At 68.2% G+C, this 23,784-nt stretch carries 31 protein-coding genes; 1 reads left to right on the forward strand and 30 read right to left on the reverse strand.

Annotated elements, in window-relative coordinates; all coding sequences use genetic code 11:
* Positions 1-81: 81 nt before the first annotated feature.
* The 23 genes from rplO to ACFQ2V_RS03175 all read right to left on the reverse strand — a co-directional run bounded on the left by rplO (position 82) and on the right by ACFQ2V_RS03175 (position 12,004).
* Positions 82-558: a 50S ribosomal protein L15 gene (gene rplO / locus ACFQ2V_RS03065; protein WP_386050612.1), complete on the reverse strand. Its 477-nt coding sequence runs from the start codon at positions 556-558 to the stop codon at positions 82-84.
* Between the two features lie 2 nt (positions 559-560).
* Positions 561-743, reverse strand: a complete 183-nt coding sequence (gene rpmD, locus ACFQ2V_RS03070; RefSeq protein WP_045191891.1) for a 50S ribosomal protein L30 — start codon at positions 741-743, stop codon at positions 561-563.
* Positions 743-1,399 carry a 30S ribosomal protein S5 gene (rpsE, locus tag ACFQ2V_RS03075; protein ID WP_386050614.1) on the reverse strand — a complete coding sequence of 219 codons (657 nt, stop codon included), beginning with the start codon at positions 1,397-1,399 and terminating at the stop codon, positions 743-745. The genes rpmD and rpsE overlap by 1 nt, the downstream gene beginning before the upstream one ends.
* Before the next feature lie 43 nt (positions 1,400-1,442).
* Positions 1,443-1,817: a 50S ribosomal protein L18 gene (rplR, locus tag ACFQ2V_RS03080; RefSeq protein WP_386050616.1), complete on the reverse strand. Its 375-nt coding sequence runs from the start codon at positions 1,815-1,817 to the stop codon at positions 1,443-1,445.
* A 3-nt stretch (positions 1,818-1,820) separates the two neighbouring features.
* Positions 1,821-2,357 carry a 50S ribosomal protein L6 gene (rplF, locus tag ACFQ2V_RS03085; protein WP_386050618.1) on the reverse strand — a complete coding sequence of 179 codons (537 nt, stop codon included), beginning with the start codon at positions 2,355-2,357 and terminating at the stop codon, positions 1,821-1,823.
* A 12-nt stretch (positions 2,358-2,369) separates the two neighbouring features.
* On the reverse strand, positions 2,370-2,768 hold the full coding sequence (rpsH, locus tag ACFQ2V_RS03090) for a 30S ribosomal protein S8 (protein WP_045191896.1): 399 nt from the start codon (positions 2,766-2,768) through the stop codon (positions 2,370-2,372).
* A 126-nt stretch (positions 2,769-2,894) separates the two neighbouring features.
* A complete protein-coding gene (locus tag ACFQ2V_RS03095) occupies positions 2,895-3,080 on the reverse strand; it encodes a type Z 30S ribosomal protein S14 (RefSeq protein ID WP_020143231.1) in 186 nt (61 codons plus the stop codon).
* 1 nt (position 3,081) lies between these two features.
* Positions 3,082-3,642, reverse strand: coding sequence for a 50S ribosomal protein L5 (rplE, locus tag ACFQ2V_RS03100; RefSeq protein WP_386050620.1), 561 nt, complete (start codon positions 3,640-3,642; stop codon positions 3,082-3,084).
* A 2-nt stretch (positions 3,643-3,644) separates the two neighbouring features.
* Positions 3,645-4,022 carry a 50S ribosomal protein L24 gene (rplX, locus tag ACFQ2V_RS03105; RefSeq protein ID WP_386050622.1) on the reverse strand — a complete coding sequence of 126 codons (378 nt, stop codon included), beginning with the start codon at positions 4,020-4,022 and terminating at the stop codon, positions 3,645-3,647.
* A 2-nt stretch (positions 4,023-4,024) separates the two neighbouring features.
* A complete protein-coding gene (gene rplN / locus ACFQ2V_RS03110; RefSeq protein ID WP_045191900.1) occupies positions 4,025-4,393 on the reverse strand; it encodes a 50S ribosomal protein L14 in 369 nt (122 codons plus the stop codon).
* 100 nt (positions 4,394-4,493) lie between these two features.
* Complete coding sequence (gene rpsQ / locus ACFQ2V_RS03115; RefSeq protein ID WP_386050624.1) at positions 4,494-4,784, reverse strand: 30S ribosomal protein S17; 291 nt, start codon at positions 4,782-4,784, stop codon at positions 4,494-4,496.
* Complete coding sequence (gene rpmC / locus ACFQ2V_RS03120) at positions 4,781-5,146, reverse strand: 50S ribosomal protein L29 (protein ID WP_386050626.1); 366 nt, start codon at positions 5,144-5,146, stop codon at positions 4,781-4,783. The genes rpsQ and rpmC overlap by 4 nt, the downstream gene beginning before the upstream one ends.
* Complete coding sequence (gene rplP / locus ACFQ2V_RS03125) at positions 5,146-5,565, reverse strand: 50S ribosomal protein L16 (protein ID WP_188032309.1); 420 nt, start codon at positions 5,563-5,565, stop codon at positions 5,146-5,148. Before rplP ends, rpmC begins: the two co-directional genes overlap by 1 nt.
* A 3-nt stretch (positions 5,566-5,568) precedes the next feature.
* On the reverse strand, positions 5,569-6,393 hold the full coding sequence (rpsC, locus tag ACFQ2V_RS03130; protein ID WP_030194229.1) for a 30S ribosomal protein S3: 825 nt from the start codon (positions 6,391-6,393) through the stop codon (positions 5,569-5,571).
* On the reverse strand, positions 6,393-6,761 hold the full coding sequence (gene rplV, locus ACFQ2V_RS03135; protein ID WP_386050627.1) for a 50S ribosomal protein L22: 369 nt from the start codon (positions 6,759-6,761) through the stop codon (positions 6,393-6,395). Before rplV ends, rpsC begins: the two co-directional genes overlap by 1 nt.
* 26 nt (positions 6,762-6,787) lie before the next feature.
* On the reverse strand, positions 6,788-7,069 hold the full coding sequence (rpsS, locus tag ACFQ2V_RS03140) for a 30S ribosomal protein S19 (RefSeq protein WP_141823434.1): 282 nt from the start codon (positions 7,067-7,069) through the stop codon (positions 6,788-6,790).
* 15 nt (positions 7,070-7,084) lie between these two features.
* Positions 7,085-7,921 (reverse strand): 50S ribosomal protein L2, encoded by an 837-nt coding sequence (gene rplB, locus ACFQ2V_RS03145; protein WP_147066110.1) that lies wholly within the window; start codon positions 7,919-7,921, stop codon positions 7,085-7,087.
* 26 nt (positions 7,922-7,947) lie between these two features.
* Positions 7,948-8,247, reverse strand: a complete 300-nt coding sequence (gene rplW, locus ACFQ2V_RS03150; protein ID WP_020143242.1) for a 50S ribosomal protein L23 — start codon at positions 8,245-8,247, stop codon at positions 7,948-7,950.
* A complete protein-coding gene (gene rplD, locus ACFQ2V_RS03155; RefSeq protein ID WP_386050629.1) occupies positions 8,244-8,879 on the reverse strand; it encodes a 50S ribosomal protein L4 in 636 nt (211 codons plus the stop codon). Before rplD ends, rplW begins: the two co-directional genes overlap by 4 nt.
* A complete protein-coding gene (rplC, locus tag ACFQ2V_RS03160; protein ID WP_386050631.1) occupies positions 8,876-9,529 on the reverse strand; it encodes a 50S ribosomal protein L3 in 654 nt (217 codons plus the stop codon). The genes rplD and rplC overlap by 4 nt, the downstream gene beginning before the upstream one ends.
* 13 nt (positions 9,530-9,542) lie before the next feature.
* Positions 9,543-9,851 carry a 30S ribosomal protein S10 gene (rpsJ, locus tag ACFQ2V_RS03165; protein ID WP_019146773.1) on the reverse strand — a complete coding sequence of 103 codons (309 nt, stop codon included), beginning with the start codon at positions 9,849-9,851 and terminating at the stop codon, positions 9,543-9,545.
* A 357-nt stretch (positions 9,852-10,208) separates the two neighbouring features.
* Positions 10,209-10,622, reverse strand: a complete 414-nt coding sequence (locus tag ACFQ2V_RS03170; protein WP_386050634.1) for a thiol-disulfide oxidoreductase DCC family protein — start codon at positions 10,620-10,622, stop codon at positions 10,209-10,211.
* Positions 10,623-10,699: 77 nt separating this feature from the next.
* A complete protein-coding gene (locus ACFQ2V_RS03175; protein ID WP_386050635.1) occupies positions 10,700-12,004 on the reverse strand; it encodes a M18 family aminopeptidase in 1,305 nt (434 codons plus the stop codon).
* Between the two features lie 222 nt (positions 12,005-12,226).
* On the opposite strand from ACFQ2V_RS03175, the gene ACFQ2V_RS03180 reads away from it, so the two are divergent.
* Positions 12,227-12,448: a hypothetical protein gene (locus ACFQ2V_RS03180; protein WP_386050637.1), complete on the forward strand. Its 222-nt coding sequence runs from the start codon at positions 12,227-12,229 to the stop codon at positions 12,446-12,448.
* Between the two features lie 184 nt (positions 12,449-12,632).
* Here ACFQ2V_RS03180 and tuf read toward each other — a convergent pair whose 3' ends face one another.
* The 7 genes from tuf to ACFQ2V_RS03215 form a co-directional block, all read right to left on the reverse strand.
* Positions 12,633-13,829 carry an elongation factor Tu gene (tuf, locus tag ACFQ2V_RS03185; RefSeq protein ID WP_386050639.1) on the reverse strand — a complete coding sequence of 399 codons (1,197 nt, stop codon included), beginning with the start codon at positions 13,827-13,829 and terminating at the stop codon, positions 12,633-12,635.
* A gap of 103 nt (positions 13,830-13,932) precedes the next feature.
* Positions 13,933-16,050 (reverse strand): elongation factor G, encoded by a 2,118-nt coding sequence (fusA, locus tag ACFQ2V_RS03190; protein ID WP_386050641.1) that lies wholly within the window; start codon positions 16,048-16,050, stop codon positions 13,933-13,935.
* A gap of 132 nt (positions 16,051-16,182) precedes the next feature.
* Positions 16,183-16,653, reverse strand: coding sequence for a 30S ribosomal protein S7 (gene rpsG, locus ACFQ2V_RS03195; RefSeq protein ID WP_045191913.1), 471 nt, complete (start codon positions 16,651-16,653; stop codon positions 16,183-16,185).
* Positions 16,653-17,027, reverse strand: coding sequence for a 30S ribosomal protein S12 (gene rpsL / locus ACFQ2V_RS03200; RefSeq protein ID WP_020143255.1), 375 nt, complete (start codon positions 17,025-17,027; stop codon positions 16,653-16,655). Before rpsL ends, rpsG begins: the two co-directional genes overlap by 1 nt.
* Positions 17,028-17,402: 375 nt before the next feature.
* Entirely contained in the window at positions 17,403-17,966 is a 564-nt protein-coding gene (locus ACFQ2V_RS03205; RefSeq protein ID WP_386050643.1) for a hypothetical protein, read from the reverse strand.
* 35 nt (positions 17,967-18,001) lie between these two features.
* Positions 18,002-19,534: a D-alanyl-D-alanine carboxypeptidase/D-alanyl-D-alanine endopeptidase gene (gene dacB, locus ACFQ2V_RS03210; protein ID WP_386050645.1), complete on the reverse strand. Its 1,533-nt coding sequence runs from the start codon at positions 19,532-19,534 to the stop codon at positions 18,002-18,004.
* A 249-nt stretch (positions 19,535-19,783) separates the two neighbouring features.
* Positions 19,784-23,683: a DNA-directed RNA polymerase subunit beta' gene (locus tag ACFQ2V_RS03215; RefSeq protein ID WP_386050647.1), complete on the reverse strand. Its 3,900-nt coding sequence runs from the start codon at positions 23,681-23,683 to the stop codon at positions 19,784-19,786.
* Between the last annotated feature and the right edge of the window lie 101 nt (positions 23,684-23,784).

Genomic DNA, 23,784 nt, shown 5'->3' on the forward strand with positions numbered 1-23,784 from the left:
AACCGACGTCACGTCGGCCCGCGGCTGGTGCTCGGGGCGCTGCTCACACGAGGTGTGTGGGGGTCACGCTGGACCAGTCACTCAGCCTGCGATGGCAGTGACCGTGCCGCCGGCGGCCTCGATCTTCTCCTTGGCGGACGCCGAGAACTTGTGAGCCTCGACCTCGACCTTGACGGAGATCTCGCCCGTCCCGAGCACCTTCACCGGGAAGCCGTCACGGACGGCACCCTTGGCGACGAGGTCCTCGACCGACACCTGGCCACCCTCGGGGAAGAGGACCTGCAGGCGGTCCAGGTTCACGACCTGGTACTCGGTGCGGAACGGGTTCTTGAAGCCACGGAGCTTCGGAAGGCGCATGTGCATCGGCATGGAGCCGCCCTCGAAACGCTCCGGGACCTGGTAACGGGCCTTGGTGCCCTTGGTGCCACGACCGGCGGTCTTGCCCTTGGAGCCCTCACCACGACCGACGCGGGTCTTGGGGGTCTTGGCTCCGGGGGCCGGACGCAGGTGGTGGACCTTGAGGGCGGACTCGCCCGACTTCTTGGCGTTGTCGGCCATGGTCAGTCAACCTCCTCGACGGTCACGAGGTGCGTGACCGTCTTGACCATCCCGCGGATCTCGGGACGGTCCTCCTTGACGACGACGTCGCCAATGCGCTTCAGACCGAGGCTGCGCAGCGTGTCACGCTGGTTCTGCTTGCCGCCGATCTCGGAACGGGTCTGGGTCACCTTGAGACGAGCCATCACGCACCAGCCTTCGCGGCCTGGGCCTCGGCGATGCCGGCGGCGCGGGCCTTGAGCATGGCCGCCGGAGCGACCTCCTCGAGGGTCTTGCCACGGCGGGCAGCGACCGACTCGGGGCGCTCGAGGTCACGCAGGGCCTGGGCCGTGGCGTGCACGATGTTGATGGCGTTGTCGGAGCCCAGCGACTTGCTGAGGACGTCGTGGATGCCGGCGCACTCGAGCACCGCACGCACCGGGCCACCGGCGATGACACCGGTACCGGGGGCGGCGGGGCGGAGCATGACGACACCAGCGGCCGCCTCACCCTGGACGGGGTGCGGGATGGTGCCCTGGATGCGCGGGACCTTGAAGAAGTTCTTCTTGGCCTCCTCGACACCCTTGGCGATGGCCGCGGGAACTTCCTTGGCCTTGCCGTAGCCGACACCAACCGTGCCGTCACCGTCACCGACCACGACGAGAGCGGTGAAGCTGAAGCGACGACCACCCTTGACGACCTTGGCCACACGGTTGATGGTCACGACGCGCTCGACGTACTGGTTCTTGTCGTCACGGCTGTCGCGGTTGTCGCGGCCACCGCGGTTGTCGCGGCGGTCTCCGCGCTCGGTGCGCTCGCCGCCACCGGCGGGGCCGGTGCCTCGACGCTGCTGTCCGGGCATCAGATGTTCCTCATCTCAACAATTGCGGTCACGAAGTGCTTGGTCACAGGGACAGCCCACCTTCACGGGCGCCCTCGGCGATCGCCGCCACGCGGCCGTGGTACTTGTTGCCACCACGGTCGAACACGACGGCCTCGATGCCGGCGTCCTTGGCACGCGAGGCGACGAGCTCGCCGACCTTCTTGGCCTTGGCGGTCTTGTCACCCTCGAACGCACGCAGGTCGGCCTCCATCGTCGAGGCCGAGGCGACGGTCTTGCCGACCGTGTCGTCGACGACCTGGACGAAGAGGTGACGGCTGGAGCGCGACACGACGAGGCGGGGACGGGCGGCGGTGCCGCTGATCTTCTTGCGACCGCGGACCTGGCGACGGATGCGGGCGGCAGCCTTGGACTTGCCGCGCTTGATGATCATTGCCATGGCTTACTTACCGGCCTTTCCGACCTTGCGACGGATCTGCTCGCCCGCGTAGCGAACGCCCTTGCCCTTGTACGGGTCGGGCTTGCGCAGCTTGCGGATGTTGGCCGCGACCTCACCGACGAGCTGCTTGTCGATGCCCTGCACCGAGAAGCGGGTCGGGTTCTCGACGGCGAAGCTGATGCCGGCGGGAGCCTGGATGAGGATCGGGTGCGAGTATCCGAGCGAGAACTCGAGGTCCGAGCCCTTCGCCGCGACACGGTAACCCGTGCCGTGGATCTCCATCTTCTTCTCGTAGCCCTCGGTGACACCGAGGACCATGTTGTTGATGAGCGAGCGGGTCAGGCCGTGGCGCGAGCGCGAGTCACGCTCGTCGTCGGGGCGCTTGACCTCGAGGTTTCCCTCGCCCAGCTCGACCGTGATCGGCTGCACGACGGTCAGGGAGAGCTCACCCTTGGGGCCCTTGACCGTGACGTCCTGGCCGGTGACGTTGACGTCCACACCCGAGGGGATGGAGACGGGGAGTCGTCCGATTCGCGACATGTCTTCGTCTCCTTACCAGACGTAGGCGAGGACTTCCCCACCCACGCCCTTCTCGTGTGCCTGCTTGTCGGTCAGGAGGCCCGTCGAGGTCGACAGGATCGCGACACCGAGCCCGCCGAGAACCTTGGGCAGGTTCGTCGACTTGGCGTAGACGCGCAGACCGGGCTTGCTCACGCGACGCACGCCGGCGATGGAGCGCTCGCGGTTCGGGCCGTACTTGAGGTCGATGGTCAGCGTCTGGCCGACCTCGGCCTCCTCGATCTTCCAGGAGGCGATGTAGCCCTCGGCCTGGAGGATCTCGGCGATGTTCTTCTTCAGCTTCGAGTACGGCATGGAGACGACGTCGTGGTGCGCCGAGTTGGCGTTACGCACGCGGGTCAGCATGTCCGCAATCGGGTCAGTCATGGTCATGGTGGGCTCTCCGCCCTTCCTCACCGGGGTTTCGACCTCGGCATTCGCCGCCGGCATGTGCCGGGTGGTCGACCTACGGTGTCAGAGGTGTGTTGGTCTGGGTTGTGCTCTGGGCTCGGGAACCGGTTACCAGGAGCTCTTGGTCACGCCCGGCAGCTCGCCCGCGTGAGCCATCTCGCGAAGGCAGATGCGGCAGAGGCCGAACTTGCGGTACACCGAGTGCGGGCGACCGCACTTCTGGCAGCGGGTGTACGCGCGGACCTTGAACTTCGGCTTCCGGTTCGCCTTGTTAACGAGCGCGGTCTTGGCCATGTCAGTTCTCCTTGAAGGGGAAGCCGAGCTGCTTGAGCAGCGCGCGACCCTCGTCATCGTTGGTCGCCGTGGTGACCACGGTGATGTCCATGCCTCGCACGCGGTCGATCTTGTCCTGGTCGATCTCGTGGAACATCGACTGCTCGGTCAGACCGAACGTGTAGTTGCCGTTGCCGTCGAACTGCTTCGGCGAGAGGCCACGGAAGTCACGGATGCGCGGGAGGGCGATCGTGACGAGACGGTCGAGGAACTCCCACATGCGGTCGCCGCGGAGCGTGGTGTGGGCGCCGATCGGCATGCCCTCACGCAGCTTGAACTGGGCGATGGACTTGCGAGCCTTGGTCACGACCGGCTTCTGCCCGGTGATGGCCGTGAGGTCGCGGACGGCGCCCTCGATCAGCTTGCTGTCCTTGGCCGCGTCGCCGACACCCATGTTGACGACGACCTTGACGACACCGGGGACCTGCATGACGTTGGCGTGGCCGAACTGCTCCTGCAGGGAGCCCTTGATCTCGTCGTGGTAGCGCTGCTTGAGGCGCGGCTTGGTGCTGGTCTCAGTCATTCTCAGAGGTCCTTGTCCGACTTGACCGCGACACGGACGCGAGCGGCCTTCTGGCGACCGCCCCGCTCGACGGTCTCGACACGCGTCTTGACGCGGGTCGGCTTCTTCGACTCGGGGTCGACGATCGCGACGTTGCTCACGTGGATCGCGGCCTCGGTGTGCGTCAGGCCACCGTTGCGCGTGCCACGGGCGGTTGCGCCCGCCTTGACGTGCTTGGTGACGCGGTTGATGCCCTCGACCAGCACGCGCTGGTTCTCCGGGAACACCGCGATGACCTTGCCCTGCTTGCCCCGGTCGCCGCCGTTCTTCTGGCTGCGGCCCGAGATGACCTGGACGAGGTCACCCTTCTTGATCTTCATCTTCGACGGCTTGTTCGCCATGTTCACAGCACCTCCGGCGCGAGCGAGATGATCTTCATGAACTTCTTCTCGCGAAGCTCGCGGCCCACCGGGCCGAAGATGCGGGTACCACGGGGGTCACCGTCGGTCTTGAGGATCACCGCAGCGTTCTCGTCGAACTTGATGTAGGAACCGTCGGCACGGCGACGCTCCTTGACGGTGCGGACGATGACGGCCTTGACGACGTCACCCTTCTTCACGTTGCCGCCAGGGATCGCGTCCTTGACGGTGGCGACGATCGTGTCGCCGATGCCGGCGTACCGACGGCCCGAGCCACCGAGAACACGGATGCAAAGGAGCTCCTTGGCACCGGTGTTGTCGGCGACGCGCAGCCGCGACTCCTGCTGAATCACTTCTAACTCCTGTCGTCGTGCTGGTTCTCACCGGTTGCCCGGATGAGCCTTGCCGAACGGAATGGGGGGCACACGGGGGCGGAGCCCCCAGTGGGTTGGCCTACTTGGCCTTCTCGAGGATCTCGACGATGCGCCAGCGCTTCGTCGCGGAGAGCGGACGCGTCTCCATGATCAGCACGCGGTCGCCGATGCCGGCCTCGTTCTGCTCGTCGTGCACCTTGACCTTGCTGGTGCGACGGATGACCTTGCTGTAGAGGGCGTGCTTGACGCGGTCCTCGACCTCGACGACGACGGTCTTGTCCATCTTGTCGCTCACCACGTAGCCCTGGCGGGTCTTGCGGTACTTGCGCTCACTCGCCTGGTCGCTCACGACCTTCTCCTGCTCGCTCATGCGTCAGCCTCCTGCGCCTTGTCAGCCTTCTTGGCCTTCTTCTCGGCCTTGTCAGCCTTCTCGGTCTTGTCGGCCTTCTTGTCCGCCTTGGCCTTCTTCTCGACCGGCTCCGACTTCTCCGGCGCCTTGGGGGCGGCGGGGGCCGAGCCGATGCCGAGCTCGCGCTCACGCATCTCGGTGTAGATCCGTGCGATGTCCTTCTTGACGGCGCGCAGACGACCGTGGTTGTCCAGCTGGCCGGTGGCCGACTGGAAACGCAGGTTGAACAGCTCTTCCTTGGCCTTCTTCAGCTCGTCCGCCAGCTTGGTGTCGTCGAGACCACGCAGCTGCTCGGGAGCCAGGTCCTTGGTTCCGACTGCCATCAGATGTCACCACCCTCACGCTGAACGAAGCGGCACTTCATGGGGAGCTTGTGCATCGCGAGACGCATGGCCTCGCGCGCCACCGGCTCGGTCACGCCCGAGATCTCGAACATGACGCGGCCCGGCTTGACGTTGGCGATCCACCACTCCGGCGAACCCTTGCCGGAACCCATGCGGGTCTCGGCGGGCTTCTTGGTGAGCGGACGGTCGGGGTAGATGTTGATCCACACCTTTCCGCCACGCTTCATGTAACGGGTCATCGCGATACGAGCGGACTCGATCTGCCGGTTGGTGACGTAGGCGGGCTCGAGGGCCTGGATGCCGTAGTCGCCGAAGGCGATCGTCGTGCCACCCTTGGCCGCACCGTGGCGGTTCGGGTGGTGCTGCTTGCGGTGCTTGACTCGACGGGGAATCAACATGGGTCAGGCCTGCTCATTCTCGGTGCTCGCCGCGGCGGGGGCCTCGGCAGCAGCGGTCTCGTTCACTGCCGGAGCAGCGGCGGTCTCGTTGCGGTCACCACGACGGGCGCGGTTCGGGCGGTCGCCGCCGTCACGACGCGGGCCACGCGACGGGCGCGGGGCGGCAGCCTGCTGCGCCGCGAGCTCCTTCGCCGTCATGTCGCCCTTGTAGATCCAGACCTTGACGCCGATACGGCCGAAGGTCGTGCGGGCCTCGTAGAAGCCGTAGTCGATCTGCGCACGCAGCGTGTGCAGCGGGACGCGACCCTCGCGGTAGAACTCGGTGCGGCTCATCTCGGCGCCGTTGAGGCGGCCCGAGACCTGCACGCGGATGCCCTTGGCGCCGGCGCGCTGGGCGGACTGCATGCCCTTGCGCATGGCGCGACGGAAGGCGACACGGGCCGAGAGCTGCTCGGCGATGCCCTGGGCGACCAGCTGGGAGACGATCTCGGGGTTCTTGACCTCGAGGATGTTCAGCTGGACCTGCTTGCCCGTGAGCTTCTCGAGCTCGCCACGGATGCGGTCGGCCTCGGCGCCGCGGCGGCCGATGACGATGCCCGGGCGGGCCGTGTGGATGTCGACGCGGACGCGGTCACGGGTGCGCTCGATCTCGACCGAGGCGATACCGGCGCGCTCCATGCCCTTCTCCATCAGGCGACGGATGGCGACATCTTCCTTGACGTAGTCGCGGTAGCGCTGACCCGACTTCGTCGAGTCGGCGAACCAACGGCTCTTGTGGTCCGTCGTGATGCCGAGACGGAAGCCGTGGGGGTTGACCTTCTGACCCATCAGCGGGCTCCCTTCTTGTTCTCCGGCTGCGTGACGACCACGGTGATGTGGCTCGTCCGCTTGTTGATGCGACCGGCGCGGCCCTGGGCACGCGGACGGAATCGCTTCATCGTCGGGCCCTCGTCGACGAACGCGGCCGTGATGACGAGGTTGCGCTCGTCGAAGGCGACCGACTCGCGGTCAGCCTTGACGCGGGCGTTGGCGATGGCGCTCTCGAGCACCTTCTTGACCGGGTCGGAGGCCGACTGCGGGGCGAACGTCAGCGTCGTGACGGCGTCGGTGGCCGCCTTGCCGCGGATGAGGTCCACGACACGGCGAGCCTTCTGCGGGCTGACACGGACGTGCCGCGCCGAGGCCTTGGCTTCCATGACTTCTTCCTTGGATTCGGTGGCCATCAGCGACGACGACCCTTCTTGTCGTCCTTCACGTGACCCTTGAACGTGCGGGTCGGTGCGAACTCGCCGAGCTTGTGGCCGACCATCGACTCGGTGACGAACACCGGGACGTGCTTGCGGCCGTCGTGGACGGCGAAGGTGTGACCGAGCATGTCCGGGCTGATGACCGAACGACGCGACCAGGTCTTGATGACAGTCTTCGTGCCCGCTTCGTTCTGGGCGTCCACCTTCTTCTGAAGGTGGTCGTCGATGAAGGGGCCCTTCTTCAGGCTACGAGGCATTCCAAAGGCTCCTTATCAGCGCTTCTTGCCAGTACGACGGCGACGCACGATGAGCTTGTCGCTTTCCTTGTGTCCCTTGCGGGTGCGGCCCTCGGCCTGACCCCACGGGGAGACGGGGTGACGTCCACCGGACGTCTTGCCCTCACCACCACCGTGCGGGTGGTCGACCGGGTTCATCGCGACACCACGGACGGTCGGGCGCTTGCCCTTCCAGCGCATGCGGCCGGCCTTGCCCCAGTTGATGTTGCTCTGCTCGGCGTTGCCCACCTCGCCGACGGTGGCGCGGCAGCGCGCGTCGACGTTGCGGATCTCACCGGACGGCATACGCAGCTGGGCGTAGGGGCCGTCCTTGGCGACGAGCTGCACGCGAGCACCCGCCGAGCGGGCGATCTTCGCGCCGCCACCCGGCTTGAGCTCGATCGCGTGGACGACCGTGCCGACCGGGATGTTGCGCAGCGGGAGCGAGTTGCCCGGCTTGATGTCGGCCGCGGGGCCGTTCTCGATCGGGTCGCCCTGCTTGAGCTTGTTCGGGGCCAGGATGTAGCGCTTCTCGCCGTCGACGTACTGGACGAGCGCGATGCGCGCGGTGCGGTTGGGGTCGTACTCGATGTGAGCGACCTTGGCCGGCACGCCGTCCTTGTCGTGGCGACGGAAGTCGATGACGCGGTAGGCGCGCTTGTGACCGCCACCGATGTGACGCGTCGTGATGCGGCCGGCGTTGTTACGGCCACCCGTCTTCGACAGGGGGCGGACCAGCGACTTCTCGGGCGTGGTGCGCGTGATCTCGACGAAGTCGGCGACCGACGAGCCACGACGGCCCGGCGTGGTCGGCTTGTACTTGCGGATACCCATGTTCGTTAAGTCTCTCTTCGTCTATCTCAGGCGCCCGCACCGAAGATGTCGATCGAGCCCTCGCGGAGGGAGACGATCGCACGCTTGGTGTCCTTGCGCTTGCCGAGGCCGAAACGGGTTCGACGGGTCTTGCCCTGGCGGTTCAGGGTGTGGACCTTGTCGACCTTGACGTTGAAGATCTGCTCGATGGCGATCTTGATCTCCGTCTTGTTCGCACGCGGGTCGACGATGAAGGTGTACTTGCCCTCGTCGAGCAGACCGTACGACTTCTCCGAGACGACCGGCGCGATCAGGATGTCGCGGGGGTCCTTGGTGTGGATGCTCACTTGGCGGCCTCCTTGTCGGCCTTGTCAGCCTTCACGGGGCCGGCCACGAACGCGTCGAGCGCAGCCTGGGTGAAGACGATGTCGTCGGCGCACAGGACGTCGTACGTGTTGAGCTGGTCGGCGACCAGGACGTGGACGTTCTGCAGGTTGCGGACCGACTTGAACGACACCTCGTCGCTGCGCTCGAGCACGACGAGCAGGTTGGGGCGCTCCGTCAGGCCGGCGAGCAGCGCGGCGGCGTCCTTCGCCGAGGGCAGGTCGCCCGAGACGATGGAGTCGACGACGTGGATGCGGTCGAAGCGGGCCCGGTCGGAGAGGGCGCCACGCAGGGCGGCGGCCTTCATCTTCTTGGGGGTGCGCTGCGAGTAGTCACGCGGCTGCGGGCCGTGGACGACGCCACCGCCGGCGAACTGCGGCGCGCGGGTCGAGCCCTGACGCGCACGGCCGGTGCCCTTCTGGCGGTACGGCTTGCGCCCACCGCCGCGGACCTCGCCGCGGGTCTTGGTCGAGTGCGTGCCCTGACGAGCCGCCGCGAGCTGGGCCACCACGACCTGGTGGATCAGCGGGACGTTCGTCTGCACGTCGAAGATCTCGGCGGGCAGGTTCGGGGTCTTGGTTGCCATGTCGATCATGCACCCTTCGCAGCCGTGCGGATCAGGACGATGCCACCGCGGGGACCGGGAACGGCACCCTTGATGAGCAGCAGGCCCTTCTCGGCGTCAACGGCGTGGATCTGGAGGTTCTGGGTCGTCTGGCGAACGCCACCCATGCGACCGGCCATGCGCATGCCCTTGAAGACACGGCCCGGGGTCGAGCAGCCGCCGATGGAGCCCGGCTTGCGGTGGTTGCGGTGGGCACCGTGAGAGGACGAGACGCCGGCGAAGCCGTGGCGCTTCATGACACCCGCGAAGCCCTTGCCCTTGGTCGTGCCCGTGGCGTCGACGCGCTGTCCGGCCTCGAAGGACTCGGCCGTGATCTCCTGGCCGAGCTCGTAGTCGGCGGCGTCGCTCGTGCGGAGCTCGACGAGGTGACGGCGCGGCGTGACGCCGGCCTTCTCGAAGTGGCCCGACATCGGCTTGTTCACCTTGCGCGGGTCGATCGCACCGAAGGCGATCTGGACCGCGGAGTAGCCGTCGGTCTCGTCGGCGCGCACCTGCGTGACGACGCAGGGGCCGGCCTTGACGACGGTCACGGGGACGAGCTTGTTGTCGGCGTCCCACACCTGGGTCATGCCGAGCTTCTCGCCGAGCACGCCCTTGACGTTCTTCTGAGCAACAGTCATGTCAGCAACCGCCTCAGAGCTTGATCTCGATGTTGACGTCCGCCGGCAGGTCGAGACGCATCAGCGAGTCGACGGCCTTGGGCGTCGGGTCGATGATGTCGATGAGGCGCTTGTGGGTGCGCATCTCGAAGTGCTCGCGGCTGTCCTTGTACTTGTGCGGCGACCGGATGACGACGAAGACGTTCTTCTCCGTCGGCAGCGGGACGGGGCCCACCACGGTCGCGCCGGCGCGCGTCACTGTGTCAACGATCTTCCGGGCCGAGCTGTCGATGACCTCGTGGTCGTACGACTTCAGCCGGATGCGGATCTTCTGTCCCGCCATCTGATGAACGTCTCTCTCTCGCTTCTGACTTCCGGTTCCCTTGGCATCCGACCCCCGAGGTCGGGCGTGTCGCGCCCGCTTCGCGGCGGAAGTGACGCACTTTCGTGCTACTTCCGGTGTGGATTGCCCGGCCGAACCGGGTGGCTTGCGCTTCCCTAGGGCCTCCGAGAGGAGTCCGGGCGAGTCCCCGTCAGGAGGCTCTCAAGGGGCGGCGGCACCGACATGGGTCAGCGACGCGCGTCAAGCAACCTGAACAGTGTGCCAGAGGCGGCGACGCACTATCAAATCGAGCACAGGCGTCCTCGCAGGCCAGGAGTCCGTGGCGCGTCGAGCGCGCCCGCCCCTCGCCGGTCGAGGTCACTCCCCCGCCGGCGACGAGGGACGCGCGCACGCCGCAGTGCCGCCCGGGAGCTGGTAGCGGTGCTCGGCCACCCACCCGTAGGCACGGGAGGCCACGCGCGAGACACCCGGCGCCATGAGCAGGTAGCCGACCGGTCGCCAGGCCGGCGCCCCGTGGGTGGCTGCACTCGCGATGGCCCGGTGACCGGAGCGGATCGAGCCGTCCGCCGTCACGAACTGGGCCGCCTCGTCGCAGTCGGCAGCGGACAGACCGACGGCCGCGAGGTCGAGCTCCTGCCACGGTCGCACCGCGAAGCGGTCCCGACGGTCGACCCACCGCTTGGCGAAGAGCGCACTGCGCGTGCAGAAGCCGCAGTCCGCGTCGTAGACGAGCGTCGGCCGGTCGGGCACGTCGAGCGCTGGGGCCTCCACGGCCCCATCCTCCCACGCCCCGGCCGTATGCCGCTCGGCCGCCTCCGGCGAGAACGCGCGGGTGCGCGGCCCGACGCTCAGGCCGGGGCGAGGAAGGCGCTCAGCGCTCCGGCATACATGGCGGGGTCCTCGGCGCCCATCAGCTCGCGGGTGCTGTGCATCGAGAGCGTGGCCGCCCCGAAGTCCACCGTCGTGGCGCCCGTCAACGACGACGTGACCGGCCCGACGGTCGAGCCGCAGGGCAGGTCGCTACGCGTGACGAACGTCTGCATGGGCACCCCGGCCTGCTCGCACGCCAGCCGGAACGCGGCCGCCCCGACCGAGTCGGTGGCGTAGCGCAGGTTGCTGTTGACCTTGAGCACCGGACCCCCGTTGACCCTGATGGTGTGCATCGGCTCGTGACGGTCGGCGTAGTTGGGGTGCGTCGCGTGCCCCATGTCACCGGAGGCGATGACGGTGGACGCGAGCGCGCGCCAGTAGTCGTCGCGCGTGCCTCCCCCGGCCGCCACGATGCGCTCGAGAACCGACGGCAGCAGGGTCGAGGTGGCGCCGCGCTCGGACGTGCTGCCGATCTCCTCGTGGTCGAACAGGACGAGGACGGGGACGTGGGTGGGCTCGGTCGCCACGGCGTCGAGCAGCGCCCGCACACCGGCATACGACGTCGCCAGGTTGTCGAGGCGGGGTGCCGCGATGAGCTCGCGGGAACGGCCGAGGCGCGCCGACGGCTGCACCGGGTGGGTCATGACGTCCCACGACAGGACGTCCTCCCGGTCGACACCGACCTGCTCGGCGAGGTAGCCGACGAAGTCGCCGGGCTCATCGCCGACACCCCAGAGCGGCTCCAGGTGCGCCTGCTTGTTGAGGCTGAGGGCCTCGTTCTGGGTGCGGTCGAGGTGGATCGCGAGCTGCGCGACGCGGAGCAGCGCGTCACGTCCGTGGAAGGTGCGCGACTCGACGCCCTCGCGGCCCCGGATGGCGACCCGGCCCGCGAGACCGAGGTCGCGGTCGAGCCACGAGCTGAGGATGAGGCCGCCGTAGGGCTCGACCCCCAGCAGCTGCCAGCCGGCCCGGCTGTGGTCGGGGTTGGGCTTGATGCGCAGGTTGGGGCTGTCGGTGTGCGCCCCCACGACGCGGAAGCCGGCCGCCGGGCCGGCGCCGGCGCCGTGCGCGCCCGTGGTGTCCCAGGCGATGAGGGAGCCGCCACGCACGAGGTAGTGGCGACCGGGACCGCTCGGCCATGCCGCGCGCTCGTCGACCTCGGTGAAGCCCTCCGCCTCGAGCCGGCGAGCGGCCTGCTCGCACGCGTGGAACGGGGTGGGGCTGGCGTCGACGTAGTCGATGAGCCCCTGGGCTTCGGTGTCGGTGTCGAACGAGTGCGCCATGGCCCCGACCCTATCCACCGGCGTGGTCCGCCCAGCGCGGCCCCACGGCCCGGAGGATCGCGGGTTCTACCCCGACCAGTCCGACACCGGCGAGGTCCGCACCGACCTCGAGCCGGTGCCCAGGAGATTCAGCGCCCTGGGCCGACCGGTCTCGGAGACCTGGATGTCCGGCACTCTCGGCGGCGACGCACCCGGCCCTCGACGTACTGGATCGACGCCGTCGTGGAGGTGACACCCGAGACCGTCGCGACGCTGCGCGACGCGTCGCCCGAGGCGACGACCGAGACCCCCGCCGTCGAGGACGGCGTGCGCTCCCAGCTGCCCTCCGGCCGGCTGCTCACCTCGAAGGCGCTCGACGCGCTCTTCGCGCAGGGATCCTTCCGCGCCAGGGCCCACCTCGCGGCAGACTCCGACACCGTCGTCCTCGTCGCCCTCGGCCAGTAGGTCAGGTCGCCGAGACCGCGACGTCACCGCGGCCCTGAACCGTCGGGCTGGGGTCGTGAACCGGACTCGAACCAGGCGGGACGCGACGCCAAACGCGCGAGCAAGGGGTAGGGCCCGCCCCGCCGAAGCGGAACGGGCCCTACGCGTACTGCTGTGAAGCTGGTGCTGCAGGTGCAGCGTCAGGTCACTTGTTGATCTTGGTGACCTTGCCGGCGCCAACCGTGCGGCCACCCTCGCGGATGGCGAAGTTGAGGCCCTCCTCCATGGCGATCGGCTGGATGAGCTCGACCGTCATGTCGGTGTTGTCGCCGGGCATGACCATCTCGGTGCCCTCGGGCAGGTGCACGACACCCGTGACGTCCGTCGTACGGAAGTAGAACTGCGGACGGTAGTTGTCGTAGAACGGCGTGTGACGGCCACCCTCGTCCTTGCCCAGGATGTAGACCTGAGCCTCGAACTCGGTGTGCGGCGTGATCGAGCCGGGCTTGACGACGACCTGGCCACGCTCGACGTCCTCGCGCTTCGTGCCACGAAGAAGGAGGCCGACGTTCTCACCGGCGCGACCCTCGTCGAGCAGCTTGCGGAACATCTCGACACCGGTGACGGTGGTCTTGGCCGGCGGGCCGGTGTGGATGCCGACGATCTCGACCTCCTCGTTGACCTTGAGGATGCCGCGCTCGATACGACCGGTGACGACGGTGCCACGACCGGTGATCGTGAAGACGTCCTCGACGGGCATGAGGAACGGCTTGTCGATGTCGCGCTCGGGCTCCGGGATGTAGGTGTCCACCGCGTCCATGAGGTCGAGGACCGACTGGCCCCACTCGGCGTCGCCCTCGAGGGCCTTGAGCGCCGAGACCTTGACGACCGGGAGGTCGTCGCCGGGGAACTCGTAGCCCGAGAGGAGCTCACGGACCTCCATCTCGACGAGCTCGAGGATCTCCTCGTCGTCGACCATGTCGGCCTTGTTGAGCGCCACGACGATGTAGGGGACGCCGACCTGCTTGGCGAGCAGGACGTGCTCCTTCGTCTGCGGCATGGGGCCGTCGGTGGCGGCGACCACCAGGATGGCACCGTCCATCTGGGCCGCACCCGTGATCATGTTCTTCACGTAGTCAGCGTGGCCGGGGCAGTCGACGTGGGCGTAGTGACGGCCCTCCGTCTGGTACTCGATGTGCGCGATCGAGATCGTGATACCGCGCTGGCGCTCCTCGGGAGCCTTGTCGATGTCCTCGAACGCGAACTGGGGGTTCAGGTCGGGGTACTTGTCGTGCAGAACCTTGGAAATCGCAGCCGTCAGCGTCGTCTTGCCGTGGTCGATGTGACCGATGGTGCCGATGTTGACGTGCGGCTTGGTCCGCTCGAACTTTGCCTTCGCCACTGTGGTCCTCCTCAGGACTTTCTCGTGTTACGCCGTACGACCAGGGCAGGACGTGGCGCTGTGGGGTGGTTTCCGATGGAAGAGACTACGGGATGGCCCGCAGTCACTCCCCGCGGGTCTTCTTGATGATCTCCTCGGCAACAGCCTTGGGGACCTCTGCGTAGGAGTCGAACTCCATGGAGAAGCTCGCACGGCCCTGCGTCTTGGAGCGCAGGTCGCCGACGTAGCCGAACATCTCGGACAGCGGGACGAGGCCCTTGACGACCTTGGCGCCGCTGATGTCCTCCATGCCCTGGATCTGGCCACGGCGAGAGTTGATGTCGCCGATGACGTCGCCCATGTAGTCCTCGGGCGTACGCACCTCGACGGCCATCATCGGCTCGAGCAGGACCGGGTCCGCCTTGCGGATGGCCTCCTTGAGGACCATCGAGCCGGCGATCTTGAACGCCATCTCCGAGGAGTCGACGTCGTGGTAGCCACCATCGATGAGGGTGGCCTTGATCCCGACGAGCGGGTAGCCGGCGAGCACGCCGTACTGCATGGCGTCCTGGATGCCGGCGTCGACCGACGGGATGTACTCACGCGGGACGCGGCCACCGGTGACGGCGTTGACGAACTCGTACATCGAGCCGTCCTCGGTCTCGCCCAGGGGCTCGAAGGACACCTGGACCTTCGCGAACTGGCCGGAGCCACCGGTCTGCTTCTTGTGCGTGTAGTCGTACTTCTCGACCGCGCGACGGATCGTCTCGCGGTAGGCCACCTGCGGCTTGCCGACGTTGGCCTCGACCTTGAACTCGCGCTTCATGCGGTCGACGAGGATGTCGAGGTGCAGCTCGCCCATGCCGGCGATGATCGTCTGGCCGGTGTCCTCGTCGAGGTGCACCTGGAAGGTGGGGTCCTCGGCGGAGAGCTTCTGGATGGCCGTGGAGAGCTTCTCCTGGTCCCCCTTCGTCTTCGGCTCGATGGCGACCTGGATGACCGGGTCGGGGAACGTCATCGACTCGAGCACGATCTGGTCGTTGATGTCGGACAGGGTGTCGCCGGTCGTGGTGTCCTTCAGGCCGATCGCCGCGTAGATGTGGCCGGCCATGGCCTCCTCGACGGGGTTCTCCTTGTTGGCGTGCATCTGGAAGAGCTTCCCGATGCGCTCCTTCTTGCCCTTCGTCGAGTTGATGACGCCGGTGCCCGAGCTGATGTGGCCCGAGTACACGCGGATGAAGGTCAGCGTGCCGAAGAACGGGTGCGAGGCGACCTTGAAGGCGAGGGCCGAGAACGGCTCGTCCTTGCTGGGCGCACGCGTCAGCTCGACCTCCTCGTTGCCCGGCTTGTGGCCGATCATCGGGGGCACGTCGAGGGGCGACGGGAGGTAGTCGACGACGGCGTCGAGCATCGGCTGCACACCGCGGTTCTTGAACGCGGAACCGCAGAACACCGGGTAGACCTCGGAGTTGACGGTGAGCTTGCGGATGCCCGCCTTGAGCTCGTCGATCGTGAGCTCCTCGCCACCGAGGTACTTCTCCATGAGGTCGTCGTCGGCCTCGGCGACACGCTCGACCAGGGCCATGCGGTACTCCTCGGCCTTGGCCTGCAGGTCCGCCGGGATCTCGGCGATCTCGTACTTGGCACCCATGGTCACGTCGCCCTTGGCGTCGCCGGGCCACACGAGGGCGCGCATGTAGAGCAGGTCGATGACGCCGAGGAAGTCGTTCTCGGCACCGATCGGCAGCTGCATGAGGAGCGGCTCCGCACCGAGGCGGTCCTTGATCGTCTGCACGGTGAAGTAGAAGTCGGCGCCGAGCTTGTCCATCTTGTTGACGAAGCAGATGCGCGGCACGTCGTACTTGTCGGCCTGACGCCACACCGTCTCGGACTGCGGCTCGACACCCTCCTTGCCGTCGAACACCGCGACGGCACCGTCGAGGACGCGCAGCGAGCGCTCGACCTCGACCGTGAAGTCCACGTGTCCGGGGGTGTCGATGATGTTGATCTGGGTGCCCTCCCAGAAGGAGGTCACGGCGGCAGACGTGATCGTGATGCCGCGTTCCTTCTCCTGCTCCATCCAGTCGGTGGTCGACGCACCGTCGTGGGTCTCACCGATCTTGTGGTTGACACCGGTGTAGAAGAGGATGCGCTCCGTCACCGTGGTCTTGCCAGCGTCGATGTGCGCCATGATGCCGATGTTGCGAACCTTCTTGAGGTCCGTCAGGACGTCGAGTGCCACGTCAGGTTTCTCGTCTCATTCGTCGTGGAGTGAAAATCGTGGGCGCCGCGCGCCGTCGTGCGACGGGCGGGCGCGTGCCCGGTGGTGTGCCGTGGAGCGAACGAGCTCCCCGGCACACCGCCGGACCGCTGGTCACCAGCGGTAGTGCGCGAAGGCCTTGTTGGACTCGGCCATCTTGTGGGTGTCCTCGCGACGCTTGACCGCGGCACCGAGGCCGTTGCTCGCGTCGAGGATCTCGTTCATCAGGCGCTCGGTCATCGTCTTCTCGCGACGCTGACGGGAGTAGCCGACGAGCCAGCGCAGGGCCAGCGTCGTGCTGCGGCCCGGCTTGACCTCGATCGGCACCTGGTAGGTCGCGCCACCGACGCGACGGCTCTTGACCTCCATGGCCGGCTTGACGTTGTCGAGCGCACGCTTGAGCGTGGCGACGGGGTCCGTGCCGGTCTTCTGGCGGCAGCCCTCGAGGGCGCCGTAGACGATCGTCTCGGCGATCGACTTCTTGCCGTCGAGGAGGATCTTGTTGACGAGCTGCGTGACGAGCGGGCTGGCGTAGACGGGGTCGACGACGAGCGGGCGCTTCGGAGCGGGTCCCTTACGAGGCATCAGCTCTTCTCCTTCTTCGCGCCGTAACGGCTACGAGCCTGCTTGCGGTTCTTGACACCCTGGGTGTCGAGCGTGCCGCGGACGATCTTGTAACGCACACCCGGGAGGTCCTTCACACGACCACCGCGCACGAGCACGATCGAGTGCTCCTGCAGGTTGTGGCCGACGCCGGGGATGTAGGCCGTGACCTCGATGCCGCTGGAGAGGCGCACACGGGCGACCTTGCGCAGGGCGGAGTTCGGCTTCTTGGGGGTGGTGGTGTACACGCGGGTGCACACGCCACGGCGCTGGGGCGAGCCCTTGAGCGCCGGGGTCTTGGCCTTGCTGGCCTTGTCCTGGCGGCCCTTGCGGACCAGCTGGTTGATGGTAGGCAACCTGGTTACTCCATAACGTTGCTCGTTGTCGGTCGTCCGATGGGACGGCTCCTTGGCTGTTCGGTTCGTCGACCCCCGAGGTCGGGTGTGTCGGAACCGGTTCTCCCCCCTGCACTTCCCGCTCCTGCGACTGCCTCACGGCGTTCGGAAGGGACGGGTTGCCCGGCGGAAGGTGTGCTCTGGACCGAAGTGGTGTCTCATCCGCATCGTGCGGTTGGACAGGGCACCGAGGCCGTCATCGCGCATGCCTGAGTACGTGCCTCAGACACAGTGTTCAAGCGTACCGGGGTGCGGCACGCCTACCAAATCGGTCGGGCGGGCCCCACGCTCCCGATCACGTATGCCGCCGGGTGGCGTCGGGCGCGACGGCTGGGCTCAGCCGAGCCGCCAGTCACCGGCGTACATGTGCAACACGGGCACGCCGAGCGACTCACGGGCCCGGGAGGCCCAGTCGCGGTGGAAGGTGTCCTCGACGGCGTGCGGCTCGGTGACGACGACGACCTCGCGCGCCCCGAGCCGGGCGACCTCCTCGACGAGGGCCGGCATGGGGTCGTCGGAGGTGATCTCGCCGGTGGCGTCGACGTCGTGGCGGTCGAACTCGGCCAGGGTGGTGGACAGCGCGGTGTCGGCGTCGGCGTGCGCCCCGGTGCGGCTCACCGGGCGCAGCGACTCGAGCGCCTCGCGCATCTCGAAGAGGCTCAGGTGGTTGAGGAACGAGCTGAGCAGGTTGCGCTGGGTGTCGGCCGGGACGAGCACGCGGTAGGTCGGTCGGTCGTCCTCGTGCAGCCCCACGATCTTGGCGACGTCGACGGGCTTGAGGGCCTCCTCGGTGAGCACGATGATCGTGGGCGCTGGGCCGTCACCGGCCGGTGCCCCGGCGGCCGCCGCGGCGTCGTCGGGCTCGGGCGAGTTCGGCGCGTCGGCCGTGGGCTCGGTCATGCGCCCACCCTACCGAGGCGGCCGCTCGCGGCGGGTCAGCGGTTGGTCATCCGCCACCTGGCGAGCAGCACGCCGAGGCGGTCCTCGACCGGGCGCGGCGAGGTGCCCGAGTAGTTGCTCATCATGACGAAGACGTAGCGTCGGCCGTCGGCGCCGGAGACGTAGCCGGCGAGCGAGGTGACGCCGGTGAGGCTGCCGTTCTTGGCCCGCAGGTTGCCGGCGGCGGCCGTGCCTCGCATCCGCGAGGCGAGCGTGCCGCCCTGCCAGCGCACCGGGTCGACGCCGGCCACCGGAAGCGCTGCGCGGAAGGTCGACCACCAGGTCGCGCGCTGCACCTTGTCGAGCAGGAGCGCGAGCTGGTTCGGGGTGAGCCGGTTGGCGCGGGCCAGGCCTGAGCCGTCGACGAGACGCAGCCCCGTGGTCGGGATGCCGATGGCGACGGCATACGCCCGGAGCGCCGCCGTGCCACTGGCCCAGCTGCCGGGCTGGCCGGACCGCGCGCCGAGCGTCTTGGTGATGGCCTCGGCGTGCGAGTTGTTGCTCAGCTTGAGGAAGGGCACGAGCAGCTGGGCGAGGGTCATCGAGGAGTGCCGGGCCAGCAGGGTGCGCGCCTTCGGCGTCGTTCCGCGAACAACCGTGCCGTCGACCCGGATGCCCGCTGCGCCCAGGCGTGCCCGCAGGGCGCGGCCGGCCATGAGCGCCGGGTCGTTCACCGTCACCCACTTGCGCGTGGCGGCGGCCCGCACGGGCACCTGGCCGCTCACGGTGATGGTGTTGGTGCCGGCGGTGCGGCTCACCGCGATCGTCGTCGCGCTGCCGGCCGCAGAGGTGCGCGACCGGTTGACGAGGCGCACGTGGGACGCGGCGGAGGCCGGGGTGACGGTGAGGTGCGGCAGGACCGCAGTCGAGGCTCCCGGGGTGGCGGTGACGATGACCGTGCCGGCGTCGTAGTCGGTGTTCGGCGACAGCGTGAGGGCCGACACCTGGGCCGCGTAGTACGAGGAGGCGTACGACGTCGACCAGTAGGGGTTGTAGCGCACGTCGTCGAAGGCCGAGGCGTCGGCGACGACGTCGCCGGTGACGCGCGTGACTCCCTGGGACCTCAGGGCGGAGGCGAGCGACGTGAGGTCACGCTCGAGCAGCGTCGGGTCACCACTGCCGCGCAAGTAGAGGCGCCCGGACACCACTCCCCCGGCACCGACCGGCGCAGCGGCGTAGACGTCGGTGGCCCACCGGTAGCCGGCGCCGAGCCGGCCGAGCGCCGCGGCCGCCGTGAAGGTCTTCTGCGTCGAGGCCGGGGCCAGCGGGGTGTCGGCGCCGCGCAGGTAGATGCGCGAGCGGGTCGAGCCGTCACGGACCACGGCCCCGACCTTCGCCGTCGACGCGGTGACCCTCGAGTCGGCGAACACCTTGGTGATCTCGCGGCGCAGCGCGGCGTCGCGGGCGTCGTAGACGGTGGCGCCGCTGCCCCGCGGCGCCGACGACAGGACGGCGGCGACGGCGAGCATGACGACGGCCAGCAGGAACGGCCAGCGCGCCTGCGTGCGTGGGCCGCTGGGGCCGCGCACGATCCGGGCTGCTCGCGGCGATCGTGGAGTACGGACCATGACGACCTCCCGACGGGCGTCGCCGGCTGGCTCGGACGCCGCCGGACGACCACCTCCCGAGCGAGGCTAGTCCGGTTTGTCCGTTTTGGGGAGGACGGGCGCCGACCGATCTGCTCCGGGTGTGCCGAGGGCCGGCCCCCGTGACGGGGAGCCGGCCCAGCGGCATACGTGGTGCTGTGTGGTGGCCCGGGCGTCAGCCCCGGACACCGGTCAGAACTGGTCGAGACCGAGAGCCTCGTCGTCGAGACGGATGGCCTCGCCCGAGCCCGAACCGAAGCCTGCGTAGTCGTAGGCGTCGTAGTTCGGCAGCGAGTACATCGCGGCCTTGGCCTCCTCGGTGGGCTCGACCTTGATGTTCCGGTAGCGGGGCAGGCCCGTGCCGGCAGGGATGAGCTTTCCGAGGATGACGTTCTCCTTGAGGCCGAGCAGCGGGTCGGACTTGGCCTCCATGGCGGCCTGCGTGAGCACGCGGGTCGTCTCCTGGAACGACGCGGCCGACAGCCACGACTCGGTCGCGAGCGAGGCCTTGGTGATGCCCATGAGCTCGGGGCGTCCGGCGGCCGGGCGGCCACCCTCGGCCATGACCTTGCGGTTCTCCTCCTCGAAGCGACCGCGCTCGGCGAGCTCGCCGGGCAGCAGGTCGGCGTCGCCGGCCTCGATGATCGTCACGCGACGCAGCATCTGACGCACGATGACCTCGATGTGCTTGTCGTGGATCGACACACCCTGCTGGCGGTACACGTGCTGGACCTCGTCCACCAGGTGCTTCTGCGCAGCACGCGGGCCGAGGATGCGAAGGACCTGCTTGGGGTCGATCGCGCCCTGGACCAGCTTGGAGCCGACCTCGACGTGGTCGCCGTCCGCCACGAGCAGGCGCGAACGCTTGCTCACGGGGTACGCGTGCTGCTCGGAGCCGTCGTCGGGCGTGAGCAGGACGCGGCGCGCCTTGTCGGTGTCCTCGATCTCGACGCGGCCGGTGGCCTCGGCGATCGGGGCGACACCCTTGGGCGTGCGGGCCTCGAACAGCTCGACGACACGCGGCAGACCCTGGGTGATGTCGTCGGCCGCGGCCGCACCACCGGTGTGGAAGGTACGCATCGTCAGCTGCGTGCCGGGCTCACCGATCGACTGGGCCGCGATGATGCCGACGGCCTCACCGATGTCGACGAGCTTGCCGGTCGCGAGCGAACGGCCGTAGCACTTCGCACACGTGCCGACGCGGCTGTCGCAGGTGAGGACCGAGCGCACCCGGACCTCGTCGACACCGGCCGCGTAGAGCGCGTCGATGACGACGTCACCGAGGTCGATGCCGGCCTCGGCGAGGACGGTGCCGTCCTTGTCGGTGACGTCCTCGGCGAGCGTGCGGGCGTAGACCGAGGCCTCGACGACCTCGCTCGGCGAACGCGTGCCGGTGGTCTCGTTGACCTGGGCGATCGGCAGCTTGAGGCCGCGCTCGGTGCCGCAGTCGTCCTCACGGATGATGACGTCCTGCGACACGTCGACGAGACGACGCGTGAGGTAGCCCGAGTCGGCGGTACGCAGAGCCGTGTCGGCCAGGCCCTTTCGGGCACCGTGCGTCGAGATGAAGAACTCGAGCACCGTGAGGCCCTCACGGAAGTTCGCCTTGATCGGGCGAGGGATGATCTCGCCCTTCGGGTTGGCCATCAGGCCACGCATGCCGGCGATCTGACGGATCTGGAACCAGTTACCACCAGCACCCGAGGACACCATCCGGTAGATGGGGTTCGTGCGCGGGAAGTTGGTCTCCATCTCCTTGGCGACCTGGTTGGACGCCTGCGTCCAGATCTCGACGAGCTCCTGGCGACGCTCGTCGTCGGTGATCAGACCACGCTCGTACTGGGTCTGGACCTTGGCAGCCTTCGTCTCGTAGCCCTCGAGGATGGCCGTCTTGTTGTCCGGCGTCGTGACGTCGGCGATCGAGACGGTGCAGCCCGAGCGGGTCGACCAGTGGAAACCGGCCTCCTTCAGGGCGTCGAGGGACGCGGCGACCTGGACCTTGGAGTAGCGCTCCGCGAGGTCGTTGACGATCGCCGACAGGCGCTTGCGGTCGACGGCCCGGTTCTCGAACGGGTAGTCGACGGGCAGCGTGTCGTTGAAGATCGCGCGGCCCAGCGTCGTGTCGAGCGTCAGCATCGGCACGAGGCCGTCCTCGCCGGCCTCGACACCCTCGGGCAGCTCGAAGCCGGCCGGGGGCACCGCGTCGGTGAGGCGCAGCTTGATCGCCGAACCGATCTGGATCTCGCCACGGTCGAAGGCCATGCGGGCCTCGGACGGCGACGTGAACGCGCGGCCCGCACCGAGACCGCCACCGTCGACGGCGTCGGTGAGGTGGTAGATGCCGGTGATCATGTCCTGGGTCGGCATGGTGACGGGGCGACCGTCGGCCGGCTTCAGGATGTTGTTGCTCGACAGCATGAGGATGCGGGCCTCGGCCTGCGCCTCCGCCGACAGCGGCACGTGGACGGCCATCTGGTCACCGTCGAAGTCGGCGTTGAAGGCCGAGCAGACGAGCGGGTGGATCTGGATGGCCTTGCCCTCGACGAGCTGCGGCTCGAACGCCTGGATGCCGAGACGGTGCAGCGTGGGTGCGCGGTTGAGCAGCACCGGGTGCTCCGTGATGACCTCTTCGAGGACGTCCCACACGACCGGGCGGGCACGCTCGACCATGCGCTTGGCCGACTTGATGTTCTGCGCGTGGTCGAGGTCGACGAGGCGCTTCATCACGAACGGCTTGAACAGCTCGAGCGCCATCTGCTTGGGCAGACCGCACTGGTGCAGCTTCAGCTGCGGGCCGACGACGATGACCGAACGGCCGGAGTAGTCGACGCGCTTGCCGAGCAGGTTCTGGCGGAAACGACCCTGCTTGCCCTTGAGCATGTCGGACAGCGACTTGAGCGGGCGGTTGCCGGGACCCGTGACCGGGCGACCACGACGGCCGTTGTCGAAGAGGCTGTCGACGGCCTCCTGGAGCATGCGCTTCTCGTTGTTGACGATGATCTCGGGGGCACCGAGGTCGAGCAGGCGCTTCAGGCGGTTGTTGCGGTTGATGACGCGACGGTAGAGGTCGTTGAGGTCCGAGGTCGCGAAGCGGCCACCGTCGAGCTGCACCATCGGGCGCAGGTCCGGCGGGATGACCGGGATCGCGTCGAGGACCATGCCCGACGGGTGGTTCGTCGTCGTCTGGAACGCCGTGACGACCTTGAGGCGCTTGATGGCGCGGGTCTTCTTCTGGCCCTTGCCGGTGGCGATGATCTCCTGGAGCAGCTCGGCCTCGGCCTCGAGGTCGAAGGACTCGAGGCGCTTCTGGATCGCCGCCGCGCCCATGCCGCCCTCGAAGTACAGACCGAAGCGGTCACGCATCTCGCGGTAGAGGATCTCGTCGCCCTCGAGGTCCTGGACCTTGAGGTTCTTGAAGCGGTCCCAGACCTGCTCGAGGCGCTCGACCTGCTGGTCGGCACGCTTGCGGATGTTGTTCATCTCGCGCTCGGCCTGGTCGCGGACCTTGCGCTTCGCGTCGGCCTTGGCACCCTCGGCCTCGAGCTCGGCGACGTTGCGCTCGAGCAGCTGGGCGCGGGACTCGACGTCGGCGTCGCGGCGGTTCTCGATCTCCTTCTTCTCGACCTGGATCTGCGCCTCGAGCGACGGCAGGTCAGCGTGGCGCTGCTCGTCGTCGACGGAGGTGATCATGTAGGCCGCGAAGTAGATGACCTTTTCGAGGTCCTTCGGAGCGAGGTCGAGCAGGTAGCCGAGGCGGCTGGGGACACCCTTGAAGTACCAGATGTGGGTGACGGGCGCGGCGAGCTCGATGTGGCCCATCCGCTCACGACGCACCTTGGCGCGCGTGACCTCGACGCCACAGCGCTCACAGATGATGCCCTTGAAACGGACACGCTTGTACTTGCCGCAGTTGCACTCCCAGTCCCGGGTGGGACCGAAGATGCGCTCGCAGAACAGGCCCTCCTTCTCGGGCTTCAGCGTGCGGTAGTTGATGGTCTCGGGCTTCTTGACCTCGCCGTGGCTCCACTGGCGGATGGACTCCGCGGTGGCAAGGCCGATGCGCAGCTCGTCGAAGAAGTTGACGTCGAGCACGTGGTTCCTTCTCTCGTAACTCTCGTTAAGTCGTGTGGTCTGAGTGGGATTCGTTGACGTGGGTGCGTATGCCGCCGAGCGGGCCCGGCGGCATACGCACC

The organism is Terrabacter terrigena, from assembly GCF_042676085.1.
Classification (GTDB): Bacteria; Actinomycetota; Actinomycetes; order Actinomycetales; family Dermatophilaceae; genus Terrabacter; species Terrabacter terrigena.

Excerpts from the sequence above, each read along its gene's own strand:
- rplV (WP_386050627.1), bottom strand. The coding sequence starts at position 6,761 with ATGGAAGCCAAGGCCTCGGCGCGGCACGTCCGTGTCAGCCCGCAGAAG.
- ACFQ2V_RS03175 (WP_386050635.1), bottom strand. The coding sequence starts at position 12,004 with ATGGCGCACTCGTTCGACACCGACACCGAAGCCCAGGGGCTCATCGAC.
- rpsH (WP_045191896.1), bottom strand. The coding sequence starts at position 2,768 with ATGACCATGACTGACCCGATTGCGGACATGCTGACCCGCGTGCGTAAC.
- rpmC (WP_386050626.1), bottom strand. The coding sequence starts at position 5,146 with ATGGCAGTCGGAACCAAGGACCTGGCTCCCGAGCAGCTGCGTGGTCTC.
- rplF (WP_386050618.1), bottom strand. The coding sequence starts at position 2,357 with ATGTCGCGAATCGGACGACTCCCCGTCTCCATCCCCTCGGGTGTGGAC.
- rplE (WP_386050620.1), bottom strand. The coding sequence starts at position 3,642 with ATGACTGAGACCAGCACCAAGCCGCGCCTCAAGCAGCGCTACCACGAC.
- rplR (WP_386050616.1), bottom strand. The coding sequence starts at position 1,817 with ATGGCAATGATCATCAAGCGCGGCAAGTCCAAGGCTGCCGCCCGCATC.
- ACFQ2V_RS03095 (WP_020143231.1), bottom strand. The coding sequence starts at position 3,080 with ATGGCCAAGACCGCGCTCGTTAACAAGGCGAACCGGAAGCCGAAGTTC.
- rplB (WP_147066110.1), bottom strand. The coding sequence starts at position 7,921 with ATGGGTATCCGCAAGTACAAGCCGACCACGCCGGGCCGTCGTGGCTCG.
- rplP (WP_188032309.1), bottom strand. The coding sequence starts at position 5,565 with ATGTTGATTCCCCGTCGAGTCAAGCACCGCAAGCAGCACCACCCGAAC.
- rplX (WP_386050622.1), bottom strand. The coding sequence starts at position 4,022 with ATGGCGAACAAGCCGTCGAAGATGAAGATCAAGAAGGGTGACCTCGTC.
- rpsG (WP_045191913.1), bottom strand. The coding sequence starts at position 16,653 with ATGCCTCGTAAGGGACCCGCTCCGAAGCGCCCGCTCGTCGTCGACCCC.
- rpsQ (WP_386050624.1), bottom strand. The coding sequence starts at position 4,784 with ATGAGCGAGCAGGAGAAGGTCGTGAGCGACCAGGCGAGTGAGCGCAAG.
- rplD (WP_386050629.1), bottom strand. The coding sequence starts at position 8,879 with ATGATCGACATGGCAACCAAGACCCCGAACCTGCCCGCCGAGATCTTC.
- rplO (WP_386050612.1), bottom strand. The coding sequence starts at position 558 with ATGGCCGACAACGCCAAGAAGTCGGGCGAGTCCGCCCTCAAGGTCCAC.
- rpsE (WP_386050614.1), bottom strand. The coding sequence starts at position 1,399 with ATGCCCGGACAGCAGCGTCGAGGCACCGGCCCCGCCGGTGGCGGCGAG.
- rpsS (WP_141823434.1), bottom strand. The coding sequence starts at position 7,069 with ATGCCTCGTAGCCTGAAGAAGGGCCCCTTCATCGACGACCACCTTCAG.
- ACFQ2V_RS03205 (WP_386050643.1), bottom strand. The coding sequence starts at position 17,966 with ATGACCGAGCCCACGGCCGACGCGCCGAACTCGCCCGAGCCCGACGAC.
- rpsJ (WP_019146773.1), bottom strand. The coding sequence starts at position 9,851 with ATGGCGGGACAGAAGATCCGCATCCGGCTGAAGTCGTACGACCACGAG.
- rpmD (WP_045191891.1), bottom strand. The coding sequence starts at position 743 with ATGGCTCGTCTCAAGGTGACCCAGACCCGTTCCGAGATCGGCGGCAAG.
- rplC (WP_386050631.1), bottom strand. The coding sequence starts at position 9,529 with ATGACTGTTGCTCAGAAGAACGTCAAGGGCGTGCTCGGCGAGAAGCTC.
- rpsC (WP_030194229.1), bottom strand. The coding sequence starts at position 6,393 with ATGGGTCAGAAGGTCAACCCCCACGGCTTCCGTCTCGGCATCACGACG.